Source organism: Psychroserpens luteus (assembly GCF_015319355.1).
Lineage (GTDB): Bacteria > Bacteroidota > Bacteroidia > Flavobacteriales > Flavobacteriaceae > Psychroserpens > Psychroserpens luteus.
In genome coordinates, this window is record NZ_JADILU010000003.1 from 239,487 (window position 1) to 265,248 (window position 25,762).

At 33.0% G+C, this 25,762-nt stretch carries 24 protein-coding genes and 2 tRNA genes; 12 read left to right on the forward strand and 14 right to left on the reverse strand.

From position 1 onward, the window contains the following. The first annotated feature begins 129 nt into the window (after nt 1-129). Both ccsA and mscL read left to right on the forward strand, forming a co-directional pair. A complete protein-coding gene (ccsA, locus tag IM744_RS08065) occupies nt 130-3,414 on the forward strand; it encodes a cytochrome c biogenesis protein (RefSeq protein WP_194507617.1) in 3,285 nt (1,094 codons plus the stop codon). Nucleotides 3,415-3,723: 309 nt separating this feature from the next. After that, on the forward strand, nt 3,724-4,167 hold the full coding sequence (mscL, locus tag IM744_RS08070; protein WP_194507618.1) for a large conductance mechanosensitive channel protein MscL: 444 nt from the start codon (nt 3,724-3,726) through the stop codon (nt 4,165-4,167). A gap of 370 nt (nt 4,168-4,537) precedes the next feature. On the opposite strand, the gene IM744_RS08075 is transcribed toward mscL, so the two are convergent. Together IM744_RS08075 and IM744_RS08080 are read right to left on the reverse strand one after the other, a co-directional pair. Next, on the reverse strand, nt 4,538-4,945 hold the full coding sequence (locus tag IM744_RS08075; RefSeq protein WP_194507619.1) for a hypothetical protein: 408 nt from the start codon (nt 4,943-4,945) through the stop codon (nt 4,538-4,540). After that, the gene (locus tag IM744_RS08080; RefSeq protein ID WP_194507620.1) at nt 4,926-5,357 is read right to left on the reverse strand and encodes a DUF2452 domain-containing protein; all 432 of its coding nucleotides are present in this window, start codon (nt 5,355-5,357) and stop codon (nt 4,926-4,928) included. The genes IM744_RS08075 and IM744_RS08080 overlap by 20 nt, the downstream gene beginning before the upstream one ends. A 104-nt stretch (nt 5,358-5,461) precedes the next feature. Between IM744_RS08080 and IM744_RS08085 the strand changes: the two genes are divergently transcribed. After that, nucleotides 5,462-5,647: a hypothetical protein gene (locus tag IM744_RS08085; protein ID WP_194507621.1), complete on the forward strand. Its 186-nt coding sequence runs from the start codon at nt 5,462-5,464 to the stop codon at nt 5,645-5,647. A 156-nt stretch (nt 5,648-5,803) separates the two neighbouring features. Then, a complete protein-coding gene (locus tag IM744_RS08090; RefSeq protein ID WP_194507622.1) occupies nt 5,804-6,331 on the forward strand; it encodes a Pvc16 family protein in 528 nt (175 codons plus the stop codon). A gap of 47 nt (nt 6,332-6,378) precedes the next feature. Here IM744_RS08090 and IM744_RS08095 read toward each other — a convergent pair whose 3' ends face one another. Continuing rightward, nucleotides 6,379-6,525, reverse strand: coding sequence for a hypothetical protein (locus tag IM744_RS08095; protein WP_194507623.1), 147 nt, complete (start codon nt 6,523-6,525; stop codon nt 6,379-6,381). A gap of 156 nt (nt 6,526-6,681) precedes the next feature. Next, nucleotides 6,682-7,347, reverse strand: coding sequence for an HAD family hydrolase (locus IM744_RS08100; protein ID WP_194507624.1), 666 nt, complete (start codon nt 7,345-7,347; stop codon nt 6,682-6,684). A gap of 378 nt (nt 7,348-7,725) precedes the next feature. Here IM744_RS08100 and IM744_RS08105 point away from each other — a divergent pair, with 378 nt between their 5' ends. The 3 genes from IM744_RS08105 (at nt 7,726) to rlmF (ending at nt 10,670) form a co-directional block, all read left to right on the forward strand. Next, entirely contained in the window at nt 7,726-8,544 is an 819-nt protein-coding gene (locus IM744_RS08105; protein WP_194507625.1) for a T9SS type A sorting domain-containing protein, read from the forward strand. 70 nt (nt 8,545-8,614) lie between these two features. Continuing rightward, nucleotides 8,615-9,781: a trans-sulfuration enzyme family protein gene (locus IM744_RS08110; protein WP_194507626.1), complete on the forward strand. Its 1,167-nt coding sequence runs from the start codon at nt 8,615-8,617 to the stop codon at nt 9,779-9,781. Further along, nucleotides 9,774-10,670: a 23S rRNA (adenine(1618)-N(6))-methyltransferase RlmF gene (rlmF, locus tag IM744_RS08115; protein ID WP_194507627.1), complete on the forward strand. Its 897-nt coding sequence runs from the start codon at nt 9,774-9,776 to the stop codon at nt 10,668-10,670. Before IM744_RS08110 ends, rlmF begins: the two co-directional genes overlap by 8 nt. 14 nt (nt 10,671-10,684) lie before the next feature. Here rlmF and IM744_RS08120 read toward each other — a convergent pair whose 3' ends face one another. The 3 genes from IM744_RS08120 to IM744_RS08130 all read right to left on the reverse strand — a co-directional run bounded on the left by IM744_RS08120 (nt 10,685) and on the right by IM744_RS08130 (nt 14,975). Then, nucleotides 10,685-11,359 (reverse strand): DUF2490 domain-containing protein, encoded by a 675-nt coding sequence (locus tag IM744_RS08120; RefSeq protein WP_194507628.1) that lies wholly within the window; start codon nt 11,357-11,359, stop codon nt 10,685-10,687. Between the two features lie 117 nt (nt 11,360-11,476). Next, nucleotides 11,477-13,108 (reverse strand): phosphoenolpyruvate carboxykinase (ATP), encoded by a 1,632-nt coding sequence (gene pckA, locus IM744_RS08125; protein WP_194507629.1) that lies wholly within the window; start codon nt 13,106-13,108, stop codon nt 11,477-11,479. A gap of 28 nt (nt 13,109-13,136) precedes the next feature. Next, a complete protein-coding gene (locus IM744_RS08130) occupies nt 13,137-14,975 on the reverse strand; it encodes an SLC13 family permease (RefSeq protein WP_194507630.1) in 1,839 nt (612 codons plus the stop codon). 290 nt (nt 14,976-15,265) lie between these two features. On the opposite strand from IM744_RS08130, the gene bshB1 reads away from it, so the two are divergent. Both bshB1 and IM744_RS08140 read left to right on the forward strand, forming a co-directional pair. Beyond that, nucleotides 15,266-15,982 carry a bacillithiol biosynthesis deacetylase BshB1 gene (gene bshB1, locus IM744_RS08135; protein WP_194507631.1) on the forward strand — a complete coding sequence of 239 codons (717 nt, stop codon included), beginning with the start codon at nt 15,266-15,268 and terminating at the stop codon, nt 15,980-15,982. Between the two features lie 215 nt (nt 15,983-16,197). Then, nucleotides 16,198-16,273, forward strand: a tRNA-His gene (locus IM744_RS08140). Between the two features lie 175 nt (nt 16,274-16,448). Here IM744_RS08140 and IM744_RS08145 read toward each other — a convergent pair. The 6 genes from IM744_RS08145 to IM744_RS08170 form a co-directional block, all read right to left on the reverse strand. Then, on the reverse strand, nt 16,449-17,582 hold the full coding sequence (locus tag IM744_RS08145) for a sterol desaturase family protein (protein WP_194507632.1): 1,134 nt from the start codon (nt 17,580-17,582) through the stop codon (nt 16,449-16,451). A 153-nt stretch (nt 17,583-17,735) separates the two neighbouring features. Then, complete coding sequence (locus tag IM744_RS08150; RefSeq protein WP_194507633.1) at nt 17,736-19,298, reverse strand: M28 family peptidase; 1,563 nt, start codon at nt 19,296-19,298, stop codon at nt 17,736-17,738. A gap of 96 nt (nt 19,299-19,394) precedes the next feature. Beyond that, nucleotides 19,395-20,429, reverse strand: a complete 1,035-nt coding sequence (locus IM744_RS08155) for a M28 family metallopeptidase (RefSeq protein ID WP_194507634.1) — start codon at nt 20,427-20,429, stop codon at nt 19,395-19,397. An 80-nt stretch (nt 20,430-20,509) separates the two neighbouring features. Then, complete coding sequence (locus IM744_RS08160; protein ID WP_194507635.1) at nt 20,510-20,851, reverse strand: FUSC family protein; 342 nt, start codon at nt 20,849-20,851, stop codon at nt 20,510-20,512. 4 nt (nt 20,852-20,855) lie between these two features. Further along, nucleotides 20,856-21,635 carry a DUF3108 domain-containing protein gene (locus IM744_RS08165; protein WP_194507636.1) on the reverse strand — a complete coding sequence of 260 codons (780 nt, stop codon included), beginning with the start codon at nt 21,633-21,635 and terminating at the stop codon, nt 20,856-20,858. A 371-nt stretch (nt 21,636-22,006) separates the two neighbouring features. Continuing rightward, nucleotides 22,007-22,091 (reverse strand) — tRNA-Ser (locus IM744_RS08170). Between the two features lie 176 nt (nt 22,092-22,267). Between IM744_RS08170 and IM744_RS08175 the strand changes: the two genes are divergently transcribed. From IM744_RS08175 to IM744_RS08185, 3 genes are all read left to right on the forward strand, one after another. After that, nucleotides 22,268-22,897 carry an NAD(P)H-dependent oxidoreductase gene (locus IM744_RS08175; protein ID WP_194507637.1) on the forward strand — a complete coding sequence of 210 codons (630 nt, stop codon included), beginning with the start codon at nt 22,268-22,270 and terminating at the stop codon, nt 22,895-22,897. A gap of 85 nt (nt 22,898-22,982) precedes the next feature. After that, nucleotides 22,983-23,399 (forward strand): thioredoxin family protein, encoded by a 417-nt coding sequence (locus IM744_RS08180; protein ID WP_194507638.1) that lies wholly within the window; start codon nt 22,983-22,985, stop codon nt 23,397-23,399. Nucleotides 23,400-23,406: 7 nt separating this feature from the next. Beyond that, entirely contained in the window at nt 23,407-24,600 is a 1,194-nt protein-coding gene (locus IM744_RS08185; RefSeq protein ID WP_194507639.1) for a DegT/DnrJ/EryC1/StrS family aminotransferase, read from the forward strand. Here IM744_RS08185 and ribB read toward each other — a convergent pair. Then, nucleotides 24,597-25,751 (reverse strand): 3,4-dihydroxy-2-butanone-4-phosphate synthase, encoded by a 1,155-nt coding sequence (gene ribB / locus IM744_RS08190; RefSeq protein WP_194507640.1) that lies wholly within the window; start codon nt 25,749-25,751, stop codon nt 24,597-24,599. The two genes, IM744_RS08185 and ribB, sit on opposite strands and share 4 nt — an antisense overlap. Nucleotides 25,752-25,762 lie beyond the last annotated feature (11 nt).

Below are 25,762 nucleotides of genomic sequence, written 5' to 3' on the forward strand. Positions count from 1 at the left end.
GTATTAGAAAAAAGAATATAATTGCAGATATAAAATCGTACTTTTTTAACACATATTTCATACAATTAGCCCTACACTAAACAAACTAAATTAGTTACCTTTGCACAACAAAATTTAAGCCTTCTTGCTATGCAAAAGAAACTTGCTAATATTCTCTTTTCTACACGTCTTACTGGTATTCTATTTATCGTTTATTTTGTATCCATGATTATTGGTACGTTTATGGACGCTGGTCAAGATACTTCACCAACACCATATTCTAGATATTATATTTATAATGCATGGTGGTTTGAAGCCATTCAAATCATTTTTGTTATCAATTTTATTGGTAATATCTTTAGATATAGATTATTTAGAAAAGAAAAATGGGCAACGCTAACACTGCATTTAGCATTTATTTTTATTCTTATAGGTGCAGGAATTACACGCTATATTGGTTTTGAGGGTTGGATGCCAATTCGTGAAGGCGAAACCGAAAACACATACTTAACTAGAGATGTTTTTTTAACCACATTTATTGATGGTGATTTAGTCGTAAATGGTCAACAGCAAAGACGCGTAGAGCAGGAGCGAGTAGATTTTTCTGAACGTTTGGATAATGATGTTACTATAAAATCAGAATACAACGGAACACCTGTAACCATCCAAGTCAAGAAATTTATAAAAGATGCAGAGCTGGATATTATACCTGGAGATGTTGGTGATTCTTATCTTAAATTAGTAGAAGCTGGTGATGAAGGGTCGCACAGTCATTATATAAAAGAAGGAGATGAAGATGGTGAACTCATTCATAATATTGTATTTACTCTAAATAATCCAAAACCTGGAGCTGTGAATATCACATCTAAAGGCAATAAAATGTTTATAGAATCGCCTTTTGAAGGTGATTATATGGTAATGGCAACCCAAGAAACGGGAGCTTTATTAAAAGATACGATTCAACCTTTTAGATTAAGGTCACGTTATCAATTCGCCAATATGGCGCTTGTATTTCCAAAACCTATTACTCAAGGTCAATTTGGAGTCGTTAAAAAATCACAGATGCTCCAAAGTCGAGAAGATGGAGTTGTAGTTGATGTGACTGTTAATGGAGAAACTAAAACGGTGAATTTATTAGGCGGACAATACATCAACGGAAGATTTGAACAAGTCAACGTTGGAGGATTAGATATTGCAGTAAAGTATGGTTCTATCGTTAAAGAATTACCTTTTAGTATAAAACTCAATGACTTTGTCGCTGAGCGTTATCCAGGTACCGAAAATAATTTCTCTGCCTTTTCTAGTCAAGTCACGGTTATAAAACCTAATCAAACGCCTTACGATTATAAAATATTTATGAATAATGTACTAGATGAAGAAGGTTTTCGCTTTTTTCAATCCAGTTATTATCCAGATGAAAAAGGAACGAAACTCTCAGTAAATCATGATCGTTGGGGAACTTGGGTGACCTATTTTGGTTACATGCTTTTGTATTTTGGGATGATGGCAATTCTATTTGCTAAAGGCTCTCGTTTTGGAGATCTAAAACGCATGCTAGTCAAAGTAAAAGCTAAAAAAGCGAAGACACTTACAGTGCTTTTGTTTTTCTTCGGAATGTTTGGTTTCTCACAAGAACATAGTGAAGATGATGGACATAATCATAGTGCTCAGGCACAACCATCAGTAAAAATTGAGCGTCCTACAAAAGCAGAAATAGATTCTGTTATTCGAGCTAATGTGACACCAAAAGTTCATGCAGATAAATTTGCTGAATTAGTGATACAGGATTACAGCGGACGAATGATGCCAATGAACACATTTGCTTCCGAAGTACTTAGAAAATTAAGCAAACGCGATCACTACGAAGAGTTTGATGCCAATCAAGTATTACTGTCCATGCAGGAAAGTCCGTTGTTTTGGTATAACGTTCCAATCATTTATTTACCAAGGCGAAAAGCTGATTCTATACGTCATATTATTGGTGTAGATGAAAGTGTAGAGTATGTGTCTATCACAGATTTCTTGACAGATGATGGTCGTAACAAAATAGGACCATACTTAAAAGGTGCTTATGCTGCTGAGACTCCTAATGCTTATCAAAATCAACTAAAAGAAGCTTATGATCGTATGAGCTTGTTATTTAATACATTGGATGGTCGCTCTATAAAGATTTTTCCTGTTCCAGATGATGAAGGGAATACATGGATTTCTTCAATAGAATACAAAGAGGATTATCGTGAGCAAATAAAAGATACACTCTACGGAAAGTTTATAGAAAACAGTTTTGGGTTCTATTTAGGAGAATTATATAAAGCAAAAAAATCGGGAGATTATGCTCTTGCAGACCGTTTATTGGCTGGATTTAAAAATAGTCAAGCCGAAGTTGGTAGCGAGGTCATGTTGACTGATAAAAAGATAAAAGCCGAAATTCTTTATAATAAGTATGATATTTTCAAGACGCTCTATTGGTATTACATGATTATTGGATTAGTCCTATTTATTTTACTTATTGTACAAATTTTTAAATCAGAAAGTAAATCTTTAAATGTCGCAATAAAAGGTCTTGCTATCGTTATTTCTATACTATTTCTAGTCCATACAGCTGGTTTGATTGTACGTTGGTATATTTCTGGTCATGCACCTTGGAGTAATGGTTATGAGTCTATGATTTATATTGCTTGGGCAACCATGCTTTTTGGATTATTATTATCTAAAGAGTCAAGTGCAGATACCGGTAAAAAATCATTCATTTATAATCTTTTAGGAGGTAAAAACAAGTCCTATTTAACAGTTGCTGCTGGTGCTTTTGTAACCGCTATGCTTTTAGTAGTTGCTCACATGAATTGGGCAGATCCTGCTATTGGGAATTTACAACCTGTTTTAGATAGTTATTGGCTTATGATCCATGTGGCAGTAATTGTAGCCAGTTATGGACCTTTTGCACTTGGGATGATTTTAGGTTTAACCGTTTTACTTTTAATGATTTTTACTACGGAAAAGAACAAAGCCAAAATGTTGCTCAACATTAATGAACTTACCATAATTAACGAAATGGCGCTAACCGTTGGATTAGTGATGTTAACTATAGGAAACTTTCTTGGTGGAATGTGGGCTAACGAAAGTTGGGGAAGATATTGGGGTTGGGATCCAAAGGAAACATGGGCACTCATTAGTATTATTGTTTATGCTTTTGTGATTCACATGCGTTTAATACCAGGTCTTCGTGGTCGTTATGGTTTTAATTTAGCATCTGTAATAGCATTTGCAAGTATTCTCTTTACTTATTTTGGTGTTAATTTCTATTTGGCAGGTTTACACTCATACCAATCTGGTCAACAGATTTTGAGTTATCAATATATTGCATTTACATTGGTTGTTTTAGCTATTATTGGTGCATTAGCGTATTGGAAGTATGCTAAGCATTATAAGAAATAGTAATGTTATTGCGAGGAGGTATAACGTGGTACTCTCATAAAGTATAGTTATTGCTATTGATTGAATGTCATTGCGAGGATGCATGACGTGGCAATCTATAGGTTATAATGGTCAATTCTTAATTAGATTAGTTTCTCTTTTCTAAAGGGAAAGTACTTAAAAGGCTGAAGGGTTCTATTTTCAAACCCTTCATGCAACATGAATTCTTGCCTCAATCCAAATAAAAATAAACTCAATAAGTCAAAACCATTGCAAATTTTAAGCGATTAAAATAACTTTGGCACTTTTCAGAATAAAAAACACAAAAGCATGAAATTTTTAAAAGAATTCAAAGAGTTTGCAGTTAAAGGGAATATGATGGATATGGCCATTGGTATCATCATTGGTGCAGCCTTTAATAAAGTGATAGATGTGATGGTGAAAAAGGTATTTATGCCACCATTATCATTAATGACAGATGGTTTAGAATTTCAAGATAAACGTTACATTTTAAGAGATTCAGTTTTTAATACAGAAGGTGAAGAAATTATCAAAGAGGTGGCTATAGAATACGGAATGTTATTTGAAACCTTCCTTGATTTCATAATCGTTGGACTTACAGTATTCTTAGTAGTCAAAGCGATGAATAGATTAAAAGATAAAGCACAAGATCCTAAAAACGAAGTTGTAAAAACACCTAAAGATATTGAGTTATTATCTCAACTTACAGAGTTAATGGAAGAGCAAAATGCGCTATTGAAGAATAAGCGTTAACAACCACCACGTCTTTTGAGCTTTTACGAGCTCAAAATCCACTCCTCCTTAAAAAAGGAGGAGAATTTAGTTAAGTCTTGTCTAAGTTTACTAGCTAATTTGTAAAACAATGAATTACTGACTTTAGTCTTTCCCTTTTGAAGGTAAGGTGCCTAGAAGGCGGAAGGGTTAAAATTCAGACTAAATTTTTCTGGTTTTTTTTCGGTGATGGTACTACGAAGCACATCATGAGATCCATAAAATAGAAATAGACGGATAAAAAGAATGTTTAAGTAAAGGAATTTTTTTTTTAAGATAATATGTTAGTCATCTTTTCAAAAGGGAAGTTGGTTTTAAACGCAGTAAAGCGTTTAAAGATGGAAAGGTAAAACTAAAACTCAATACAACTCCAAACAAACAACCCACTCCAAAGCACAACTCTAATCCAATTACGAGAGACCAAAAGTTTCAGAGTATTTTCAGAAAAAGAATCATTACTAATGTTTTGGTGTAATGGTACAAACTGCAAAAAAGTAGAAAGCCATAAGGTAATAACGACAAGCATTCCGAAGACATTAAAAATAGAATACTCGAGATACAATTGAATGGCGTAAATCACAAATTGCCCAAGCATTAAAGGCATTACAATTAAAGCCATATAAAACGTATAACGTTTATGCCATTTTAGAAGCGCACTAGGAGAGAAGTATTTAAAACTTGGGTAGATAAGCAATTGCACCATCCAAATAAGAACGACTAATCCAAAATCTAAAAGTAATCTAGCTTGGTCTAAGTGCATGGTCATCATTATTCACTTTTTTCCATACAAACTCGCTATTGAGTTTAAAACTTCCTATAAAATCAAAACTACAATCGGAAGGAGCAATGATAGATAAAAAAGGTTGTTCCTTTTTATCACGATAGAGATGATACGATTCTCCAACAATAGGTTCAAAATTATAGCGTGCATTATAGACGAGGTTATTGTATTCTAATTCCTCCATCATTTTATCATAAGCAGCTTTGAGCTCTAAATATTTGGCTTTGATTTGTTTATTTGCTTTTTGGATGTTTCTGTTTTTCCAGGTAGAATTGTCTGTAACCTTAATCGCAGGCGCACCTACATTGGTAGCATACGGTTTTAAAGACGCATCATAGCGTTGTGTGTCTTCATTAAATACAACTTGGTCTGGTTTTTTGCCTTGAGACATAAAAGTACTTTTGTCTTACAAAGATAAAGCTCATTTATTTCTCAATGAAGTTAATATCGCGTTAAAATTTTTACTAATTTAGAGGATGAACTAATGTATATCACATGAATTTTATTAAAAAAATAGGTTTAGCTAATTTCTTTTTGTTGCTACTCTGTGCATTTATTATTGGTGTTGCAGAATATTTATTTTTAAGAGGCGATCAGCTACATGCTATATTTATTGGCCTCTGGGCACCAACATTACTATTAGTTGTCATCTTTATAAAACAGATTAAAAATGGACGCTAACGATATAGTCATTTATTTCTCGGTTTTTGTGTCTTTATGCATTATCATATGGGCAATTTGGGTGATTCGGCTTTATGATAAGGTTGATAAAGGTGAGTAAGAAATTTTTATTATCTTTAATTTCTTTATGATATTCATTTTCAAAAGCTTACGCATATGATTGATACAGCACTAGAATTCATTTCTAAAGTACTTAATACAGAATTGCAAAACGCATATCATAGTGATGAACAGCAAGTCACCTTAGGTCATGTAGGTAGTGAAAGTATTACGACACCTTTAGTGATTTCGTTGTTGTCTATAGAGGAGGAGAGCGTTACTCGTAATGTAACTTTTAAAAGGCAAAGTAGCGGTAATAGACCATTATCACAACCAGATGATCATGTAAATTTATATGTGATATTAGCAATTAATAAAGCTTTAGATTATAGTTCAGGATTAGACGTACTTTCATCAGCCAGACGTTTTATAATCAACAACCCTATACATGATGCGAGAACACATGCCATGTTTCCTAAACATCTATTAAATCTAACGTTGGAAGTGCATAATTTATCTCTAGACACTCAAAGTAGAGTATGGCAAAGTTTAGGACAATCATATCTACCTAGTATCGTCATTAAAATACGTGTGGTATCAAATCCGGAATCTAGGATAACTACTCCTAAATCAACAATTACTTAGTCTAAATAATGATTCTATGATGTGTGAATAAATCAATACAGACTGAATCAGTCTTCTTTGGCTTTTTTAATAATCGCTCTCAAACGTTCTTTGCGTAAGTCTGATTCTTGTTTGAGTTTATTCTTCTTTTGAGCCATGAGCTTAGAATGCTTGGCTTTGTTATTTCCGTTTTTTTGTCCTTTTGGTTTTGGCATAATCACTCAATTAATATCAATCTCCAATTTTATTCTAATTTAAATGTTCTTCCTCACACAAATTTGATGAAACTATTGGTTTTTTTGAGGAAAAATAATATTTATCTTCATCTTTAATATAATTAATATCATCGATAAGTAGTGATTTTTTAGAAATTAAACCGTAATAAATTTAGATTTAAGCTTCTCATAAGAAATCTCCTCAAAATGTGAAACCACCAAATCTGCTTTACTATAATCTTGATCTTTACTATGTAGACTATTATAGCCTATGCAATAAATATCAGCATCTTTTGCAGCGGTTATTCCGTTAGTAGAATCTTCAATAACGAAGCATTCGTTTCGAGGTTGGCCAGATAATTCCGCAGCTTTAATAAAAATTTCGGGATGAGGCTTAGAAGCTTTTAAATCTGCACCACTAATTTTAGCAGTGAAATATTGGTCTAAATCAAAACGCTTAAAGATGCGATTGATATTCTTCATAGAAGCAGAAGACGCAAGCACTAATGTCATACCATGACTATGGTAATCTTTGATAATCTCTAAAACACCATCTAATAAATGAAGCGAAGTATCACTTTTAAAAAGGGTTTTAAAATGCTTTCTTTTAATATCGGTTAGCGTTTGTGCACACATTGGTAGATTGAAGTGAGACACAAGTTTTTGAGAAATCTCCATTGTAGATTGGCCTGTAAAAGAGACGTAAAGTGTCTCTGGTACATCAATGTTGATCTCGTTAAACATTTGGTAATAGGCCTTGTGATGAAGAGGCTCAGTGTCAACAACGACACCATCCATATCAAATAGTACAGCTTTAAACATCTAGTTAGGTTGAATTAATTAGCGTTACGAATATATACAAATAGGTACTGAATGTCCATAGGTTTAATGCAAAAACTTAAGTGTTAGGGGATTATTTGCAGATATGTTCGGTAAAGTGAGGTTTTTTTGTTTGATACGCTTCTATAATTTACTCAGGTGTGCGTATTTGAATGTTATAAAAACCTTTTATGATTGTGTGAATATCATCGAGAGGTTTTATTGTTTTGCTTAGGCTTATGAGCTTACTTAAGCGTTATAAATAGAAATGTATTACAAAATAAATGCATTTCATCGATTATTTACGCATTTCGTAGTGATTATTTCATTTTAGTATTACATTAGCGCCAACTAAATATTTTCATTAAAACCCCAAGTCTAATGAAAGCGCTATACTACTTATGCTTCGCTATGTTTTTTTTAATGCCTGTAAGAGGTGTTTGTTCGTCGTTTGATTACGATGATATTACAACAACAAATACTCAAGTGCAGCGTGTTCGCATTGATGTTACAACTTCTACTGGTTTTGTTCGTCATTTATTATTAGCGTTTACACCTGATAATGCTGCAACAGACGAATATGATTATGGTTATGATGCTGTGAATTATGATAATTATGCAGATGATAGCAGCTGGATGATTGGAGAACAACGTTGTAATATACAAGGTGTTGGTGCTTTTAATAATTCTAAAACGTATCCTTTAGGATTATTTTTGTCTAATGCTGGAAATGTAGAGTTTTCTCTAACAGCTCTAGAGCATTTTGATGAAGCCATTAACGTTTATATCTATGATTCATTAAATAACACAACAACATCTATTTTTAACAGCAACCTTATAGAAACGATGCCAGAAGGTGATAGTACAAATCGTTTTTACATTGCATTTACTAATAATATTAATGCAATGGTATTTGCTGATAGTACATTGTCTACACAAGACATTACTTTGGGCACACCACAAATTAGCTATATTAGTTCTACTAAAGAGCTCAAGATAGAAGTGCCACAAGATTTGAGTTTCCAAGATATTGATTTGTATAATATTTTAGGACAGCGTGTGAAACAATGGTCTAATTTAGCTTCTAATTCGTCTGGGACTTATAACATATCATTATCTAATATTTCTAAAGGAACGTATTTAGTGAGTCTCAAAACCAAAACCGGTAAATTCAATAAGCGTTTGATTATATCTAAATAGTAAAACACCATCAGATATTGATTTTGATGACATTCTTTTTTGTAATTTTAGAGTTGCAAATTAAGAACGTATGTCAAAGAAAAAATTAGGCTTAAATACCATTTGTACTCACGTAGGTGAAATAAAAGATGAGCAGTTTAAAGGTGCAATTTCACCTATCTATTTATCTACATCTTATGAGTTTGATGATGTTGATGTTAAGCGTTATCCACGATATTTTAATACTCCAAATCAAGAGTTTTTAGCTAAAAAAATAGCAGCATTAGAGCATACTGAATCTGCCATGATTTTTGGAAGCGGAATGGCAGCCATAAGCCACATGTTTCTCGCTTTTTTACAAACAGGAGATCATATCGTCGTTCAAAACACTTTATATGGAGGAACGAGTAATTTTATTCGTGAGGAATTCCATAAATATGGTATTGAGTATACTTTTACCAATGGTTATGCGGTTTCAGATTTTGAAGCAGCAATTCAACCCAACACCAAATTGATTCACATCGAGACACCTTCTAACCCTTTATTAACCATTACAGATATAAAAGGCGTTGCTAATTTAGCAAAATCAAAAGGCATTGTCACGACAATCGATAATACATTTGCAAGTCCTGTAAATCAAAATCCAATAGATTTAGGTATTGATATCGTGATGCACTCAGCAACCAAATATTTAGGAGGCCACAGTGATATCTTGGCTGGAGCAGTTGCGAGTTCTAAAGAACATATGGATCGCATTTGGAACGTCTCTAAAAACCTAGGAGGAAGCTTAAGTGATATGACCGTTTGGATGTTAGAGCGTAGTATGAAAACTTTAGCACTTCGTGTGAAAGCACAGAATAAAAATGCTCGTAAACTAGCTAAGTTTTTAAACAAACACGAAGACGTTTCTAAAGTCTATTATCCAGGTTTAAAAAGTCATCCAGAACATCAATTAGCAAAAGAACAAATGCACGATTTTGGTGCCATGATGTCTTTTGAGCTCGTTGAAGGTATAGACGCGATGGCTTTTATGAAACAGCTCCATTTAATCAAACCATCCATGAGTTTAGCAGGTGTTGAGAGCACGATGTTGCTACCATCTCAAACGTCTCACGCATTACTAACGCAAGAGCAACGTGATGTTGTTGGGATTAGTAATCAATTGATACGATTTTCCGTAGGTATAGAAACATTTAAAGATTTAAAAGCCGATATTGCGCAAGCAATTAATAACACTAAAACCATCTCTTTTGCATAAAAATAATAAACATTCTAAAGGTTACGATTTTGAACTTTTAGTACAGAGTTCTCCAAAACTAGAAGAATTTATTTTTACTAATTCCTTCGGAAATGTAACCATTGACTTCGCTAATCCTAAAGCAGTAAAATCGTTAAATACAGCCTTACTGAAAGAGCATTACGGAATTGACTATTGGGAATTTCCTGATGCTAATTTATGTCCGCCAATTCCAGGTCGTGTAGAATATATTCATGTCATACATAATTTGCTTAAAAAATCAGGTGTTAAAGATAAAATCACAGTATTAGATATAGGGACAGGAGCATCTTGTATTTATCCGCTTTTAGGACATGCAGAATATGGTTGGCGTTTTATAGCTTCGGAAATCGACAAACAAGCCATCAAGGCTGCTCAAACAATAATAATTAAAAATAAACTCAGTAAATCCATAGAATTGCGTCATCAAGACAATGAGCAAAACATCCTGACCGGAATTTTAAAACCTACAGAGAAAGTAAATGCAGCGATGTGTAATCCGCCATTCTATAAAGATGAAGAACACGCTAATGAAAGTACATTACTTAAACAAAAAGGATTAGGCAAACAAACCAGTAAAGTGGTTCGTAATTTTAGTGGTACAGCAAAAGAGTTGTGGTATCCAGGAGGAGAAAAAGCCTTTGTACATAATTATTTGTATCAAAGTTCACTTCTTAAAACGAATTGTTTTTGGTATACCTGTTTGGTTTCTAGAACACAACATGTTTTAAGTATGGAAACTTCATTAAAAAAACTTGGAGCAACAGATTTTAAAATTCTGCAAATCGCTTTAGGTAATAAAATAAGTAGAGTAGTGGCTTGGACGTTTTTAACAGAAAAGGAGCAAGAAGACTGGAAATCTAAAGCATAAATCTATGTATTAGATTATTGTGTTTTCCTTAAATCTGTATTGAGGTATATGCCAATCTGCAAGCGGTCTAAGTTTAAATTATTGATATGTTGTTTCATATAACCCAACTGTAATTTTAGGGTTTTATGAAGCCTAATTCCTAAGGCTGCATAAGTTCTATTTTCTCTGAAAACATCCTCTGTGAAATTTACAAAGATTTCATTGCTTACTGCGATGTACAATGTTTTGTTTAATTTGATTTTTGTGCCTAATCGGTAGCGTAACCGGTTTTGGATTGTATTATCATTAATAGTATGTAAAAAACGATGTTCTATGCGAAGTCTATGATTTATAGGGAGATTCCACAAATTATGTTTGTTGTTAATTTGTTCGTAAAGCCGATGTTCAATCGTGTTACTTATTTCGGTGAATTCTATACTACGATCAATATCCAAATAGCTATAATTAACCGTTAATGCTGTTTTTGGGTTTATATGATAGCTCATTCCTGTCCCAAATAAATCGAGATTGTAATTAGTAATGATCTCATAATATCTTAATTCTATACCTGTATTTATGCTTATTTTGTCTGACACGCGAAATGTCCCATAGAGCATGTACCAGCTTCCTAGTTGTTTTTCAGGATTTACTTGTGAATGACCCAATACGATAGCAGTACAAAAGACTATGAGTGTAAAATAGTATTTCATTTTAAATCTTTTAAATCTTTTAAAACTTGGGAATTAATAGATAAAAATGAGGCTAACAGTTTATTATTCATTAACCTTTTAGTTTAAATTTTGCTAACCTCATTTTTCCCTCAATATTTATATGTGATCATTTAAATGATGATGTTCATCAATTAATGGTCCACCTTCAATGATTTGATTTGATGCCTGACTTGCAAATTTTTCAAAATTTAAATGAAACGAGTGTGCCAATTGTATAGATTTACTAATATATGCAGCCTTATCAACCCAAGTATTCATAGGATCTAATAGTTCAGTTGGAACACCATCACATTCTTTTGGCATAAATAATCCAAATATTGGATGTTGGTTAAATTCCGCTTTATCTAATTTTCCTTCTAAAATAGCTGTAATCATTGCTCTAGTGTATTTCAGTTTAATACGAGAACCAACACCATAAGGTCCACCACTCCAACCTGTGTTTATTAGCCATACATTAACACCTGCATCTTGCATTTTTTTACTTAACATCTCAGCATATACTGTTGGATGTAATGGCATAAACGGTTCTCCAAAACAAGCAGAAAACGATGGTACAGGTTCTGTAATACCTGCTTCTGTTCCTGCTACTTTTGCAGTATATCCAGAGATAAAATGGTATGCAGCTTGGCCAGGAGTTAATTTAGATACTGGAGGTAATACACCAAAAGCATCACAGGTTAAGAAAAAGATATTTGTAGGATTTACAGCATAAGATGGTTTTTGGATATTATCAATATGATAAATAGGGTAGCTTACACGTGTGTTTTGCGTTATGCTGCTATCCATATAATCGACTTCTCCATTGTCTTTAAAAATGACATTCTCTAAAATAGCACCTGGTTTAATTGCTCTGTAAATATCTGGTTCTTTTTCTTCGGAAAGATCTATTACTTTTGCATAACAGCCACCTTCAAAATTGAAAATAGAGTTATCATCTGCCCAACCATGTTCATCATCACCAATGAGTTTACGGTCAGGATCTGCAGATAAGGTTGTTTTTCCAGTTCCTGAAAGTCCGAAGAAAATAGCAGTATCTCCATCTTTACCAACATTTGCAGAACAGTGCATTGGTAGCACATCCCTTTCAACAGGTAAAATGAAGTTTAAAGAAGAAAAAATACCTTTTTTAATTTCTCCTGTATATGCAGAGCCACCAATAAGAGCTATTTTTTTAGAGAAATTTAAAACTGAGAAATTACCTTGACGTAACCCGTGTTTTTCAAAGTTTTTTGCTTCGTAACCTGGAGCACAGAGTACGAGCCATTCTTCTTGAAAGTTTTCAAGTTCTTTAGCTTCAGGTCTTAAGAACATATTATAAGCAAACATGTTAGACCATGGATATTCGGTTACTGTTCTTACATTGGTTTTAAATCTAGGATCTGCACAAACATAACTGTCTCTCACATAAATCTCTTTACCGCTGAGGTATTTTTCTATTTCCGATTGTAAATAGTCAAAATTTTCTTGAGATATCGCTTTATTGGTTTTTCCCCACCATACTTTATCTTTAGTATAGTCATCTTTTACAATAAAACGATCTTGAGGAGATCTACCTGTGTATTTTCCTGTATTTACCGCAAGAGTTCCATTATTTGTTTCTTTTCCCATGCCTTTTTCAATGGTAATACGTTGTAGTTCTTCTGGAGAAAGATTCCAATGCGCTGTCACGTTTTTGAGGTTGTAGACGCTCAAATCGGAATTCGTTGGAGTTACTGTTTGCTGTTTCATAATATATATAATTTAAAAGGTTAACAATTTAAAATGGCCAAATTAATGGCACTAGTAATGCTGTGGTAGCCAGAAATAATAGTAATAATGGAAATCCAACTTTAAAATAATCGGAAAACTTATAACCTCCTGCGACTAAAACCATAGCATTGGTTGTTGTGCCAATTGGTGTTAAAAATGCTGTAGAGGCACTTATAGCTACGGTAATCATTAAGGGTTCTGGTCTAATTTGTAATGCATTTGCTGCCAAAACAACAATTGGAGCCATAAGAACTGCTGTAGCCGAATTATTAATGAATTGACTGAAGGTAGTTGTTAATAGAAAGATTCCAATGATCAAATATATTGGACTTGCATCACCTAAAAAACTAATAATCCCATTTGCAATAAATTGGGCTGTTCCTGTTTTTTGGAGTGCAATTCCCATAGGTATCATTGCAGCAATCATAACCACGCTCATCCAACTGATACCTTTATAAGCTTTATTTATAGGAACGCAACCTGTTAGCAAAACTACACCTGCAGATATTAATGCAGCAATAGCGCCAGGAACGACATCAATAACTAATAAAACAATCATCAATACCAAAGCAGATAATGCGATATAAGATTTTGGAGTGATGTTATCTATTGTTTTAGCCATACCTTCTGGACTACCGCAAATCACAATATTCTCATGTTGGTTTTTGAGCTGTTCTATGTCTTGCCATTGTCCTCTAATAATAAAACCGTCACCAGCTTCAACACGCATGGTTTCTTCAATAAATGGTTTTCTATGTCTAGAGGTTGCTAGTAACTGAATGCCATAGCGATTAAAATATTGGTTGAGTTTAATGTCTTTACCTACTAGTGATGAATTTTGTGTGACTAATACTTCAGACATGCCAACTTCTTGATTTATTAAGTTATTTCTCAGTTCATCTTTTACGGGCTCTGCAGGTAATAAGCCTAATCGAAATTTGATCATGAGTTTGTTAATAGCTTCTGTATCACCTTTAACCGTAATAATGTCGTGATAGCGCATTTCAGTTTCAGGACTAGGAAATTCTATAAATTGATACGTGCCTTTTAAAAGATTAGGATGTCTTCGTTTTAAGCGTATAATATTAACTTGATAATCATTTTCGAAGTTCCATTCACTAATTTTTGTGTCAAGTAAAGGAGAGACAGAACGTATTCTTAATCTGTAATAATCATTTTCAATTTTATAGGCCTCAATCCATTTGTGAAGTGTTGTATTTATATCTACTGGCTTATTATTCGTTTTACGATTTGGTAATAATTTAAACCCAATAAACTTGAAATAGAGTATAGCAATGATTAATAGAGGAATGCCAATTAATGAAAACTCAAAAAATGAAAACCCATCGTAACCAGAATCAATTAGTGTATTATTTACGATGATATTTGGAGGCGTTCCAGTTAAGGTTAATAAACCACCTGTGTTAGAGCCAAATGCCATTGGCATTAATATTTTTGAAGGCATGGTGCCAATGCTCCAAGCCGATGATACTGTTACAGGTAATAAGGTAGCAACTGTACCTGTATTGCTTACAAAACCAGAAAGAATTCCTGCGCCAAAAGTTACAATAACTAATAATTTAGGCACACTTTTTCCTGCCCATTCAATGAGTTTTTTACCAGCTAAAGCTGTCCATCCTGTTTGTGAGAGTCCTTCACCAATTATAAATAATGAAGCAATCATAATTACTGTAGGGTTACTAAAACCACTTAAGGTTTCACTGAGATCTAATATTCCAAATAAGAATAAACTTAACATAGATACTAAGGCTACAATATCTGGTGTGAACTTTCCCCAAACGAAAAATAGAATTGTTAACGTTAATATGATAAGCATGAGTGTCATGTATTGATTTTTGGTGGTTAATTTATTGTATAAAGTTATATACAACAACAAGCAATAAATATGACATATATCATGGTATTGGTATACTCATTACTTTTGCCATATTATCTATATTTGCTATATATTTATGCATATAACATTTACGAAAACGAGTGAGAAATATTGAGTTATAAATATTAGCTTTGTTTTATTAATAAATATCAACTTAACTTCGTTGAGTATTTTGGTGTAGAAGCTCTTTTTTAAATTAAAAGGCGTCAAATATTACTTTCGACAATAAAAAATTAAAGATGAAATTAGACATACTCGCATTTGGTGCCCATCCAGATGATATAGAATTAGGATGTGGAGGCACCATAGCTAAAGAAATCGCTAACGGAAAAAAAGTAGGTCTTGTAGATTTAACACGTGGCGAATTAGGAACACGTGGTACAGCGCAAACAAGAGATCAAGAAGCTAGTGATGCTGCAAAAATATTAGGTGTTCAAGCACGAGAAAATTTAGGATTCGCAGACGGTTTTTTTGTCAATGATAAAGAACACCAATTGGAGGTTATTAAAATGATTCGTAAATACCAACCAGAGATTGTATTGTGTAATGCTATTGATGATCGACATATTGACCATGGAAAAGGGAGTAAATTGGTGAGTGATGCTTGTTTTTTAAGCGGACTTATAAAAATAGAAACTGAGCTTGACGGAAAATCTCAAGATAAATGGAGACCAAAGTATGTCTATCATTATATCCAATGGAAAAATATAGAACCAGACTTTGCTGTAGATATTACAGGATATATAGATTCTAAAATAGCTTCTGTTTTTGCTTATAAAACACAGTTCTATGACCCAAAGAGTACTGAACCTCAAACACCTATAACGAGTAAAAATTTCACAGACAGTATTAAATATAGAGCTAGCGATTTAGGTCGTTTAATAGGCGTAGATTATGCCGAAGGCTTTACAGTAGAACGTTACGTTGCTGTAGATAGCTTATTTGATTTGAAATAGATTAAGTACATCAGTATCTTTTATCATGCTACTTATTTGACAATTTCTTAAGTAAACTGTTTTTAGGAAATAATAGGAGTATTAATAGTTTACAGCCTTATATGGACTTGATTATTTTATAGTTATCTATTAAATTGAATAATTTTAAAAAAAAGTCTTTGTAGTAACTGTGAATTATTTTACATTTGCACACGCATTGAAAAATGCGTCCAAATGGTGGTTGTAGCTCAGTTGGTTAGAGCGTCGGTTTGTGGTACCGAAAGTCGCCGGTTCGAACCCGGTCTTCCACCCAGAATGACAAAGCTTCTCAGAAATGAGGAGCTTTTTTTGTATATGCTATTGAGTTACTACAAATAGAGCGAGGCATTAATAATGAACGTAGTAGAATTAAATTAAGTGTTTCTCCCAAAAAGTAAAAGGTCTTCAATTTTAATCGAAGACCTTTTTTATTAATAGTAGTATTAAACTAACGCTCACTAGCATTTTCTAAATCCTCTTGAGGGTTTTTAACAAAAGGATACACAAATTGCTTAGAGAATCCTTTTGGATAATGAACATCACCCAATCCTGTGCTTTCTGGCCAATCTGTACCTTGATCATAATAGGTGCCAAAAATCATATCTATAAAAGGGAAATGGATGGCAAAGTTTTTATCATAAGCTTTTGGATCGTCAGAGTGATGCCAATGATGAAATTGTGGTGTGACAAATACATATTTTAAAAAACCGAAGTTTATTCTTGTGTTTGCATGCGCTAAAACTGCTTGAAAAGACACAATAACGATATATGTGAAAAATACAGAGCTGTCAAAACCGCAAACGTAAATTGGAATAAATGACATCGATCTTACCACGACTAAATCAAAAAAGTGAGTACGAGATCCTGCTAACCAATCTAGGTTTTTTGTAGAATGGTGTACTGCATGAAAACGCCATAAATAGGGAATCTTGTGAAAGAAGTAATGTGCAGTATATTGAAATAAATCGGAGACTAATAATGCTACAAACAATTGCGGTAAAAAAGGAATGGATTGAATGGTGTTTTGAAAGCTTTCTAATCCAATATTAGCAAACATTGTTGTTGCTGGAAACTGAACAATAACTCCAATGATTTGAATGAATAAATGACTTACAATAAAATAAACCAAATCTGTTCGCCACTCTTCATGAAACTTGGTTTGGTTTAAACGTTTTGGTAAAAACAACTCTATAGGAATAAATACAATTGCAGAAACTAATACATCAATGAGTAACCAATCTAAACCAATAGTAAAGGTTTTATCTTGAATTCCTGAACCTTCTGGTAATGCTGTACCTATTAAAATGGTTGCAGCAATTATAAGTGTTGATGTGAATCCGTAGCGTTTTTTCTTGCTTAAAATGAAACTGGTAAATGCGAATACAAATGATAATATCAAAGCACCAAGAATAGACCATTTTACGATTTGCGGATTATAGATTTTTCTAAAATCTTTGGTTGTAAAAGTATCTGGAAAATAGGCGCAGATAACAAAACCTAAGGATACGATAGCTAAAAAAACGGATAGGTAACCGCTAATTTTACCTTCACCTATTTTGAGTCTTGGGGATTCGTTTGTCATTTGTTTGATATTAGTAATGGAAAAAAATAAAGGTCCAAGATATTGAAAATTTATCTTGAACCTTCGTTTTTGCGTTAGCGATTGAGGTATTTGTTGGAGCTCCTCGTAGAGAGCGACTACCGAAAGCACGACCCTTTTGGGTAACGCCCAATATTACTTAATTTCTGCTTTATCTACGATAAGTCTGCCATCACGATTTGCAATTTCCCATGCTGTATAAAATACCAATCGTGTTCTGTTCTCTAATAAATCATATTGAATTTTATCTGGCGTATCACTTGGTTTATGATAATCATCATGCGTACCATTGAAATAGAAAATTACTGGAATGTTGTTTTTTGCAAAGTTATAATGGTCACTTCTGTAATAGAAACGGTTTGGATCATTATCGTCATTGTAGGTGTAATCTAAAACGATATTTGTGTATTTTTTATTTGCTTCTTCGGAAATGTTATGTAATTCAGTACTTAATTTATCACTACCAATGAGGTAAAGGTAGTTTCTGTCTCCTTCACGTTTTGGATCTGTACGACCAATCATATCGATATTTAAATCTACAACTGTATTTTTTAATGGAAAAATTGGGTCATTATCTGAATAATGTCTAGAGCCTAACAATCCTTTTTCTTCTCCTGTAACATGTAAAAATAAGATAGAACGTTTTGGTCCATCACCTTTATCTGCAGCATCCTTAAACGCTTCGGCAATTTCTAAAAGAGCTACAGTACCAGATCCATCATCATCTGCACCATTATAAATTTTTCCGTCTTTAATACCTTCGTGATCTAAATGAGCAGAGAGTACAACGATCTCGTCTGGTTTTTCAGTTCCTTTTATGAATGCAACCACGTTTTCAGAATTAACTTCTTCTGATTGACTTTTTATAGCACCAGTAATTTTTGTTTCTACTGTTTTTTTAACATCAGATTTCATTATCCCAGGATAGATTTCTAGTCCTAATTTTTCATTAGCTATCATGAATAACATTGGAGCTTCATTACTTTTTAACGAGATTCTACCAGCTGTTCCTGAGGCTGCAATTCTTTGATAGTATGGACCATACTGTTCAATCATATCTTGATTAACAAAGATGGCTGCTTTGGCACCATTCTCTTTTGCTGCATCTCGTTTTGATGAGAGTGAAGCACGTCCTGAACTCCATTTTGTTTCTTCTGTAGAGCCTGAAGTGATATAATTACCTTCAGGATCTTTAGGTTCTCCAGCTTTGAAGATTACGATTTTCCCTAAAATATCTTGGTCTCTATAATCTGAGTAGTTTTCAGTATCAATTCCGTAGCCAATATAAACCACTTCATTAATATCTAATTGCTGAGTATCTGCACTTCCTAAAACTAGAAAATCTGTGTAGTTTTCCATTGTTTTTCCGTTAACAGATAGATTAACTTGTGGCGCTTTTTGTTTTTCTAATGGTACTTCTTGAAAATAGTCATCACCTGATAGAGGAGAAGGGATTCCCATTTTTACATATTGATCCTTTATATATTCTACTGCTTTCTTTTGACCAGGTTCTCCTGTTTCACGTCCTTCAAACTCATCTGAAGCATAGGTGTAGAGCATTTCTTTTAATTCGGTAGATGTAATAGTGTTACCGTAAATTGTTGGATCTGCAGGAGCTTTATTTGCTGTTTTTTGATTTGAACTACCACAAGCTACAAAAAGGAAAGCTGCAGCTAAGCTATTTAATGATGTTTTCATTATTTGAGTGTTACGTGAATTAGTAGCACGATATTACAAAAATCTACTTGAGTTTTTGTCAAGCTAGTATGTCTTTATACAAATTTTAACAACTCATTAAGAGTCTTGATCAATGATGATTCTCTTTTTAGAATTTGCCAAATACCAAGCGGTAGCGAAAATGAGTTTTGTTCGCTTTTCTAAGACTTCATAATTGATTTTTTCTGGTGTATCTGTAGGTTTGTGATAATCTTCGTGTTCACCATTGAAATAGAAAATTACTGGTACACCTTTTTGACCAAAATTATAATGGTCTGATCTGTAATAATAACGGTTGGGATCATTCTCACTATTTAATTTATAATCTAGTTCTAAATGTGTAAACTGTTTATTGGCAGCTTCTGAAATGTAATGTAACTCTGTACTTAGACGATCTGCTCCAATAACATACACGTAGTTTTCGTTATTTTTGTGTGCATCATCAACTCGCCCAATCATATCAATATTAAGATTCGCAACAGTATTTTTCATTGAGAATACTGGATATTGTGTGTAATATCTAGAGCCATGAAGACCAACTTCTTCTCCTGTAAGATGTAAAAAAACAATGCTACGCTTAGGTCTGTGGCCTTCTAATGTTGCTATTTTGAATGCTTGAGCCATTTCCATAACTGCAGCTGTTCCTGAGCCATTATCATCTGCGCCATTAAAAATTTCGGTATCTGTATAACCTTCATGATCTGAATGCGCTGATATGATGATGACTTCCTCCGGAAATTCGCTCCCTTTAATATAGGCGATAACATTTTGTGAGTTTTTTATATCTCCGGAAAAATAGGACTCCGGAATACTTTGATAATATTTAGAACCTAAAGGCGATGGGATTTGTTCTTTAATGTAGTAATCCTTAATGAACTTAGAAGCTTTATGATGTCCAGGTTCTCCTGTTCTACGTCCTTGAAATTCATCTGTAGAGAAGGCGTAAACGTTCTCTTTTAATTCTTCTTTAGTAATGGTTTTTAGATATGTGTCTACGGTTTGAGTATCTTCAAAAACGATACTTTCTTTGAGTAGATCAATTTTTTCAGAATGTCGTAGTGTAGCACACGAGCCAACTAATGTTAATGATAAAGCAACAAGATAAAATTTCATTGAGGGAATGGAATAATTGACTGATTATGATTCAAATAAAACGAAAAAAAAGGTAATACCGAAGTGTTACTATGCATTATTTATTCAATATCAATATCATCAATTTCTATATCTTCAAGATCTTCTATTGATTCTTCTTCTATTTGTTCTTCTTTTTGCTCCATTTGCTCTGTATTTCCAACTTCAGACTTAGTAAACACTGTTTTGTAAGTTGTAAGTGCAAGTGCAATAATTGTAATTAAAAAAACTAACTGAATCGATTTTTTGTTTTGTTGTTTGTCTTTAGAAAGAACTAACGTTAGTACTCCAAAAACTAATGCAGCAATAGCTGGTATAAATGCAATCTTAAATAATGGTGTTACTGCAAGAATTAGAGCTAAAATAGAAGTGATAAATCCTAGAATTAAAAATATTTTTTTCATGTTATTAGTATTTTAAGCCAGTTGCTGATTTGATTTTTAATTCTCCACTACCAACTGCTATTTTAAATTTAACATAAACAGGTATTTTGTTTTTATCTGCAGTGAGCCAAATAACATTGTCATTATTACCTTTAAGTATGTTACTGTTATTTATTGAAATAGCTAGTTTGTAACATTCTTTTTTACCTAAAACAGTATTTATAGTTTCCTTACTTAAGTATTTAATTCTTACAACGGTTTCTTTATTATCAAAGAGAATTGTAAAATTTTGACTATCACCAATGCTTGCCTTGTGGATGTCTAAGTTTCTAATTTGATAAAGAGTGGTGACTAAATCACGAGTTGAAGTTCCTATTTTAACTGTTTTATTTTCTTCCCATATTGAACCATCACCTCTTGTCTTACGCATTGTACTTGCAACAATTCTAGTTTTATGATTAAATTTATATTTCATGAATTTTTCATGACCACCTTCACTAATATCTCTATTATATAAGTAAGGAGTTAATGTTTTTGGACTCACATAGCTCTCATATAAATCTCTAATTTTAAAAAAACTGTCCCATTTACTATATGTTGCAGCAGTACATTTTAATTTTAATAAAGTAGATTTAGATGTTTTTACCTCACTAGTTTCCATAGTAACTTGTGCTAACTCGTTAAGTAAACCCGACATATTGTAGGATGCTGTATATATTAGTTTCTCTCCAGCAACTATGGTATTGTTTTGTGCTATTGAGACATAAGAACTCAATATGATTAGCAGTGATAGAAAGAATTTCATTTAGTTAGGTTTAATGTTATAACGATGATAATACCATTTATTGTGCCAAATGTAATACGATTAATTCAAAACAAAAAACTTAACTATTTATAATGATTTTAATAGAAGCATGTAGTAAAACGAGATTAAGTCTTAACTTTTGGATGGATTTAAAACAAGCTCATAATCTGTAATATTGTTACATCTTGATTGAATTTAAAGTGTAATTTATTCGAAATAGGATTATTAGCTTACACAAATGATCTCATTTTTGGTAAAAAGATAGTACGGTTTTGAAACATTTTTTGATTTATGGGATTTGAGAGCAATACTCTCAAATCCCATAAATCAAAAAATGCTTCACATTTATCATGTGAAGCATTTAATTAAAGCGGAGAGTAAGGGATTCGAACCCCTGGAGGTGTGACCCTCAACAGTTTTCAAGACTGCCGCATTCGACCACTCTGCCAACTCTCCAAAGTGTGTCATTGGGTATTCCCCAAATGCGAGTGCAAATATAGAACCCTTTTTTAATTCTGTCAAATAAAAATTGATTTTTTTGAAATTTTTAATACATCCATAGAATTTTTTTATTGTCTTGAATGAATTTTTGAGAGATCAAAGCCTATTTTTGCAGAAACATTATAACCTATATGGACATTATAGATCAGTTGAAATGGCGATATGCTACTAAAAAATTTGATGCTACAAAAGAGCTTTCCGAAGAAAAAATAAATGTACTTAAACAAGCATTTAATCTCACAGCAACTTCTTTTGGATTACAAACTATTAGCCTTTTGATTATAAAAGGTAGAGAGATTAGGCGAGATTTGGTGCCACATGCTTATAATCAAATGCAAGTAGCAGATGCTTCACATTTGCTTATTATTTGTATTGAAGATAATATTACTGATGAAAATATAGATATCCATTTTGACAATGTTAAAGATTTAAGAGCAACACCGGAAACCATTTTAAAACCTTTTAGAGAAGATCTTAAATTGATGATGAAAGGTAAGACGATTAAAGAGCGCCAAGAATGGTCTATAAAACAGGCTTATATTGCTTTGGGTAATTTAATGACTGTTTGCGCTATTGAGCAAATAGATTCTTGTCCCATGGAAGGTTTTAATCCAGAGGCGTTTGATAATGTTTTAAATCTTAAAGATAAAAACCTTAAATCTGTATTATTATTACCGGTTGGGTTTAGAGCAGAAGATGATATGTTTGCAGATTTTAAGAAAGTAAGAAAACATCTTGGTGATGCAGTTATAGAAATGTAAACAAAACCTTTTTATGTGGTATTGATTTAATTATATTTGTTTCAAACACAATGGCGATTATTTTCGCAAATACATACCTTATATAATGAAAAAAATAATATTCATTTTAGCAGTTGCTTTTACTTTACAGTTGTCTGCTCAAGATAAAGCAAATTGGATAACAGATTATAAAACTGCTTTAAGTCAGTCTGAAACTCAAAATAAACCAATTTTAGCTTTTATTACCGATAATAAAAAAACTGAAGCATCTAAGCTTTTAAGTACAGAGTTCTTTTCCTCGGAAGCATTTAAAAGCATAGCATCTAAAGTTGTATTATTAAAGTTAGATATATCTAATAAACAATCTTATAACGTGCGTTTGGGAATCCATTACCTCAATAAACCTTCTGCACCTGGTTTAGCGCTTGTAAGTGAGTTTAGTGATAGGATTGGTGATCCTTTAACCGAAATTAATACTGAAAACATCAAGACTTTTATTTCTTTAGTAAACTCAAAAATCTAAATTATACATGCCTGGATTTGAATTATTTGGAGACTTAGAGCGTAAAGAAGTTAACGATGTTTTAGACAATGGCGTATTAATGCGCTATGGTTTTGATGGGATGCGAAATGGTCATTGGAAAGCAAAAGAGCTAGAAAGTGAACTTGCTAAAACCTTTAAAACGAATCATGTACAATTAGTCTCTAGTGGAACTGCAGCAGTATCTGTAGCGTTAGCATCTGCAGGTGTTGGAGCAGGAGATGAGGTTATTATGCCAACATTTACATTTGTAGCGAGTTTTGAAGCTATTATGATGTTGGGTGCAATTCCTGTTTTAGTTGACATAGATGATACTTTAACGTTAGATCCAAAAGCTGTAGAAGCAGCAATTACATCCAAGACTAAAGCAGTGATGATTGTTCAAATGTGCGGAAGCATGGGTGATTTGAACGCACTTCAAATTATTTGTACTAAACACAACCTTTTATTGGTTGAAGATGCTTGCCAAGCTATAGGTGGTACTTATAATGGTCAACCATTAGGTAGTATTGGAGATTTAGGTTGTTTTTCATTTGATTTTGTTAAAACCATTACCTGTGGAGAAGGTGGAGCGGTTATTACAAATAATAAAGAGTATTACATCAATTCAGATCATTATAGTGATCATGGTCATGACCACATAGGAAATGATAGAGGAGCAGAAACTCATCCGTTTTTGGGTTATAATTTTAGAATTTCAGAATTACATGCAGCAGTAGGATTGGCACAAGTAAGACGCTTACCTGAGTTTATTGCCATTCAAAAAAAGAATTATACAATACTTCGTGATGCTATTTCTGCAATACCAGAAGCAATGTTTAGACGTGTGCCAGAAGGAGGTGAAGAAAGCTATGCATTTTTGAATTTCTTTCTCCCAGATCTTGAGGTTGCTAGAAAAGTGATTGAAGCCTTTAAAGTTAATAACGTTGACGTGTGCTGGAATTATTTTGATAATAATTGGCACTATGTTAGAAAATGGAACCACCTTAAGGATTCAAAATCCTTGTTTCCTTTATCTTCGGAAGTTAAAAAAGGTCTAGAAAATATTAAGAATACAGCATTTGATCAGTCTGATCATTTTATAGGTCGAAATATCTCGTGCCTAATAAAAATGTCATGGACGGAAGATGAAGTTAGAACTAGAGCTTCAAAAATGGTAGATGCTATAAAATCTTGTCTTTAGTAATTGACGTACTCCACAATTTCTAATCCATAACCAATCATCCCAACACGCTTAGTTTGTTGCGTATTTGTAATGAGTTTTAATTTGTGAATATTCAAATCATGAAGAATTTGAGCACCAATACCAAAATCTTTAGAGTCCATTTCTATACTAGGAGCTTTTACTATTTCACCTTCAACTTGATTGTCTTTTAAAATATTCAGACGCTTTAGTAAATTCATTGATTGAGATTGCTGGTTGATAAAAACAATTGCACCTTTTTTTGCTGTATTGATAACTTTAAACATATCATCAAGCTTTTCATCTGCATTGTTAGTTAGCGTACCTAAAATATCATTATTAACCAATGTTGCGTTGATACGAGTTAATACATGCTCATCTTTAGCCCAAGAACCTTTTGTTAATGCAATATGAATTTGATTGTTTGTAGTTTGTTGATATGCACGTAATCTAAATTGACCAAAACGTGTTTCTATATTAAAATCTTCTTTCTTTTCAATTAAAGAATCATGCTCCATACGATAAGCGACTAAATCTTCAATAGATACAATTTTTAAATCAAACTTTTTAGCAACTTTTAAAAGTTGAGGCAATCTAGCCATTGAGCCATCCTCATTCATGATTTCTACAATAACTCCTGCAGGTTCTAAGCCAGCAAGTCGTGCAAAATCAATTGCAGCTTCCGTATGACCAGTTCGTCTTAAAACACCTCCATCTTTTGCTACAAGCGGAAAAATGTGTCCTGGTCTTGATAATTCAAAGGGTCTAATTTTAGGGTCTGTAAGTGCTTCAACAGTTTTTGCTCTATCGCTTGCAGATATTCCAGTAGTGACACCATTTCCTTTTAAATCAACAGATACCGTAAAAGCAGTTTCCATTGGATCTGTATTATTATTTACCATCATGTGAAGGTCAAGATCTTTACATCTGCTCTCAGTTAATGGAGCACAAATAAGACCTCTTCCATGTGTTGCCATGAAATTTATAGTTTCTGGAGTAATTTTACTTGAAGCAGCTAGAAAATCGCCTTCATTTTCCCTGTTTTCATCATCAACAACAATAATAACTTTACCCTGTTTAATATCTTGAATGGCGTCTTCAATGGTATTTAACTGTGTTTTTGATGTTCGTTGTGCTGTATTGGTAGTCATTATTGTTTGTT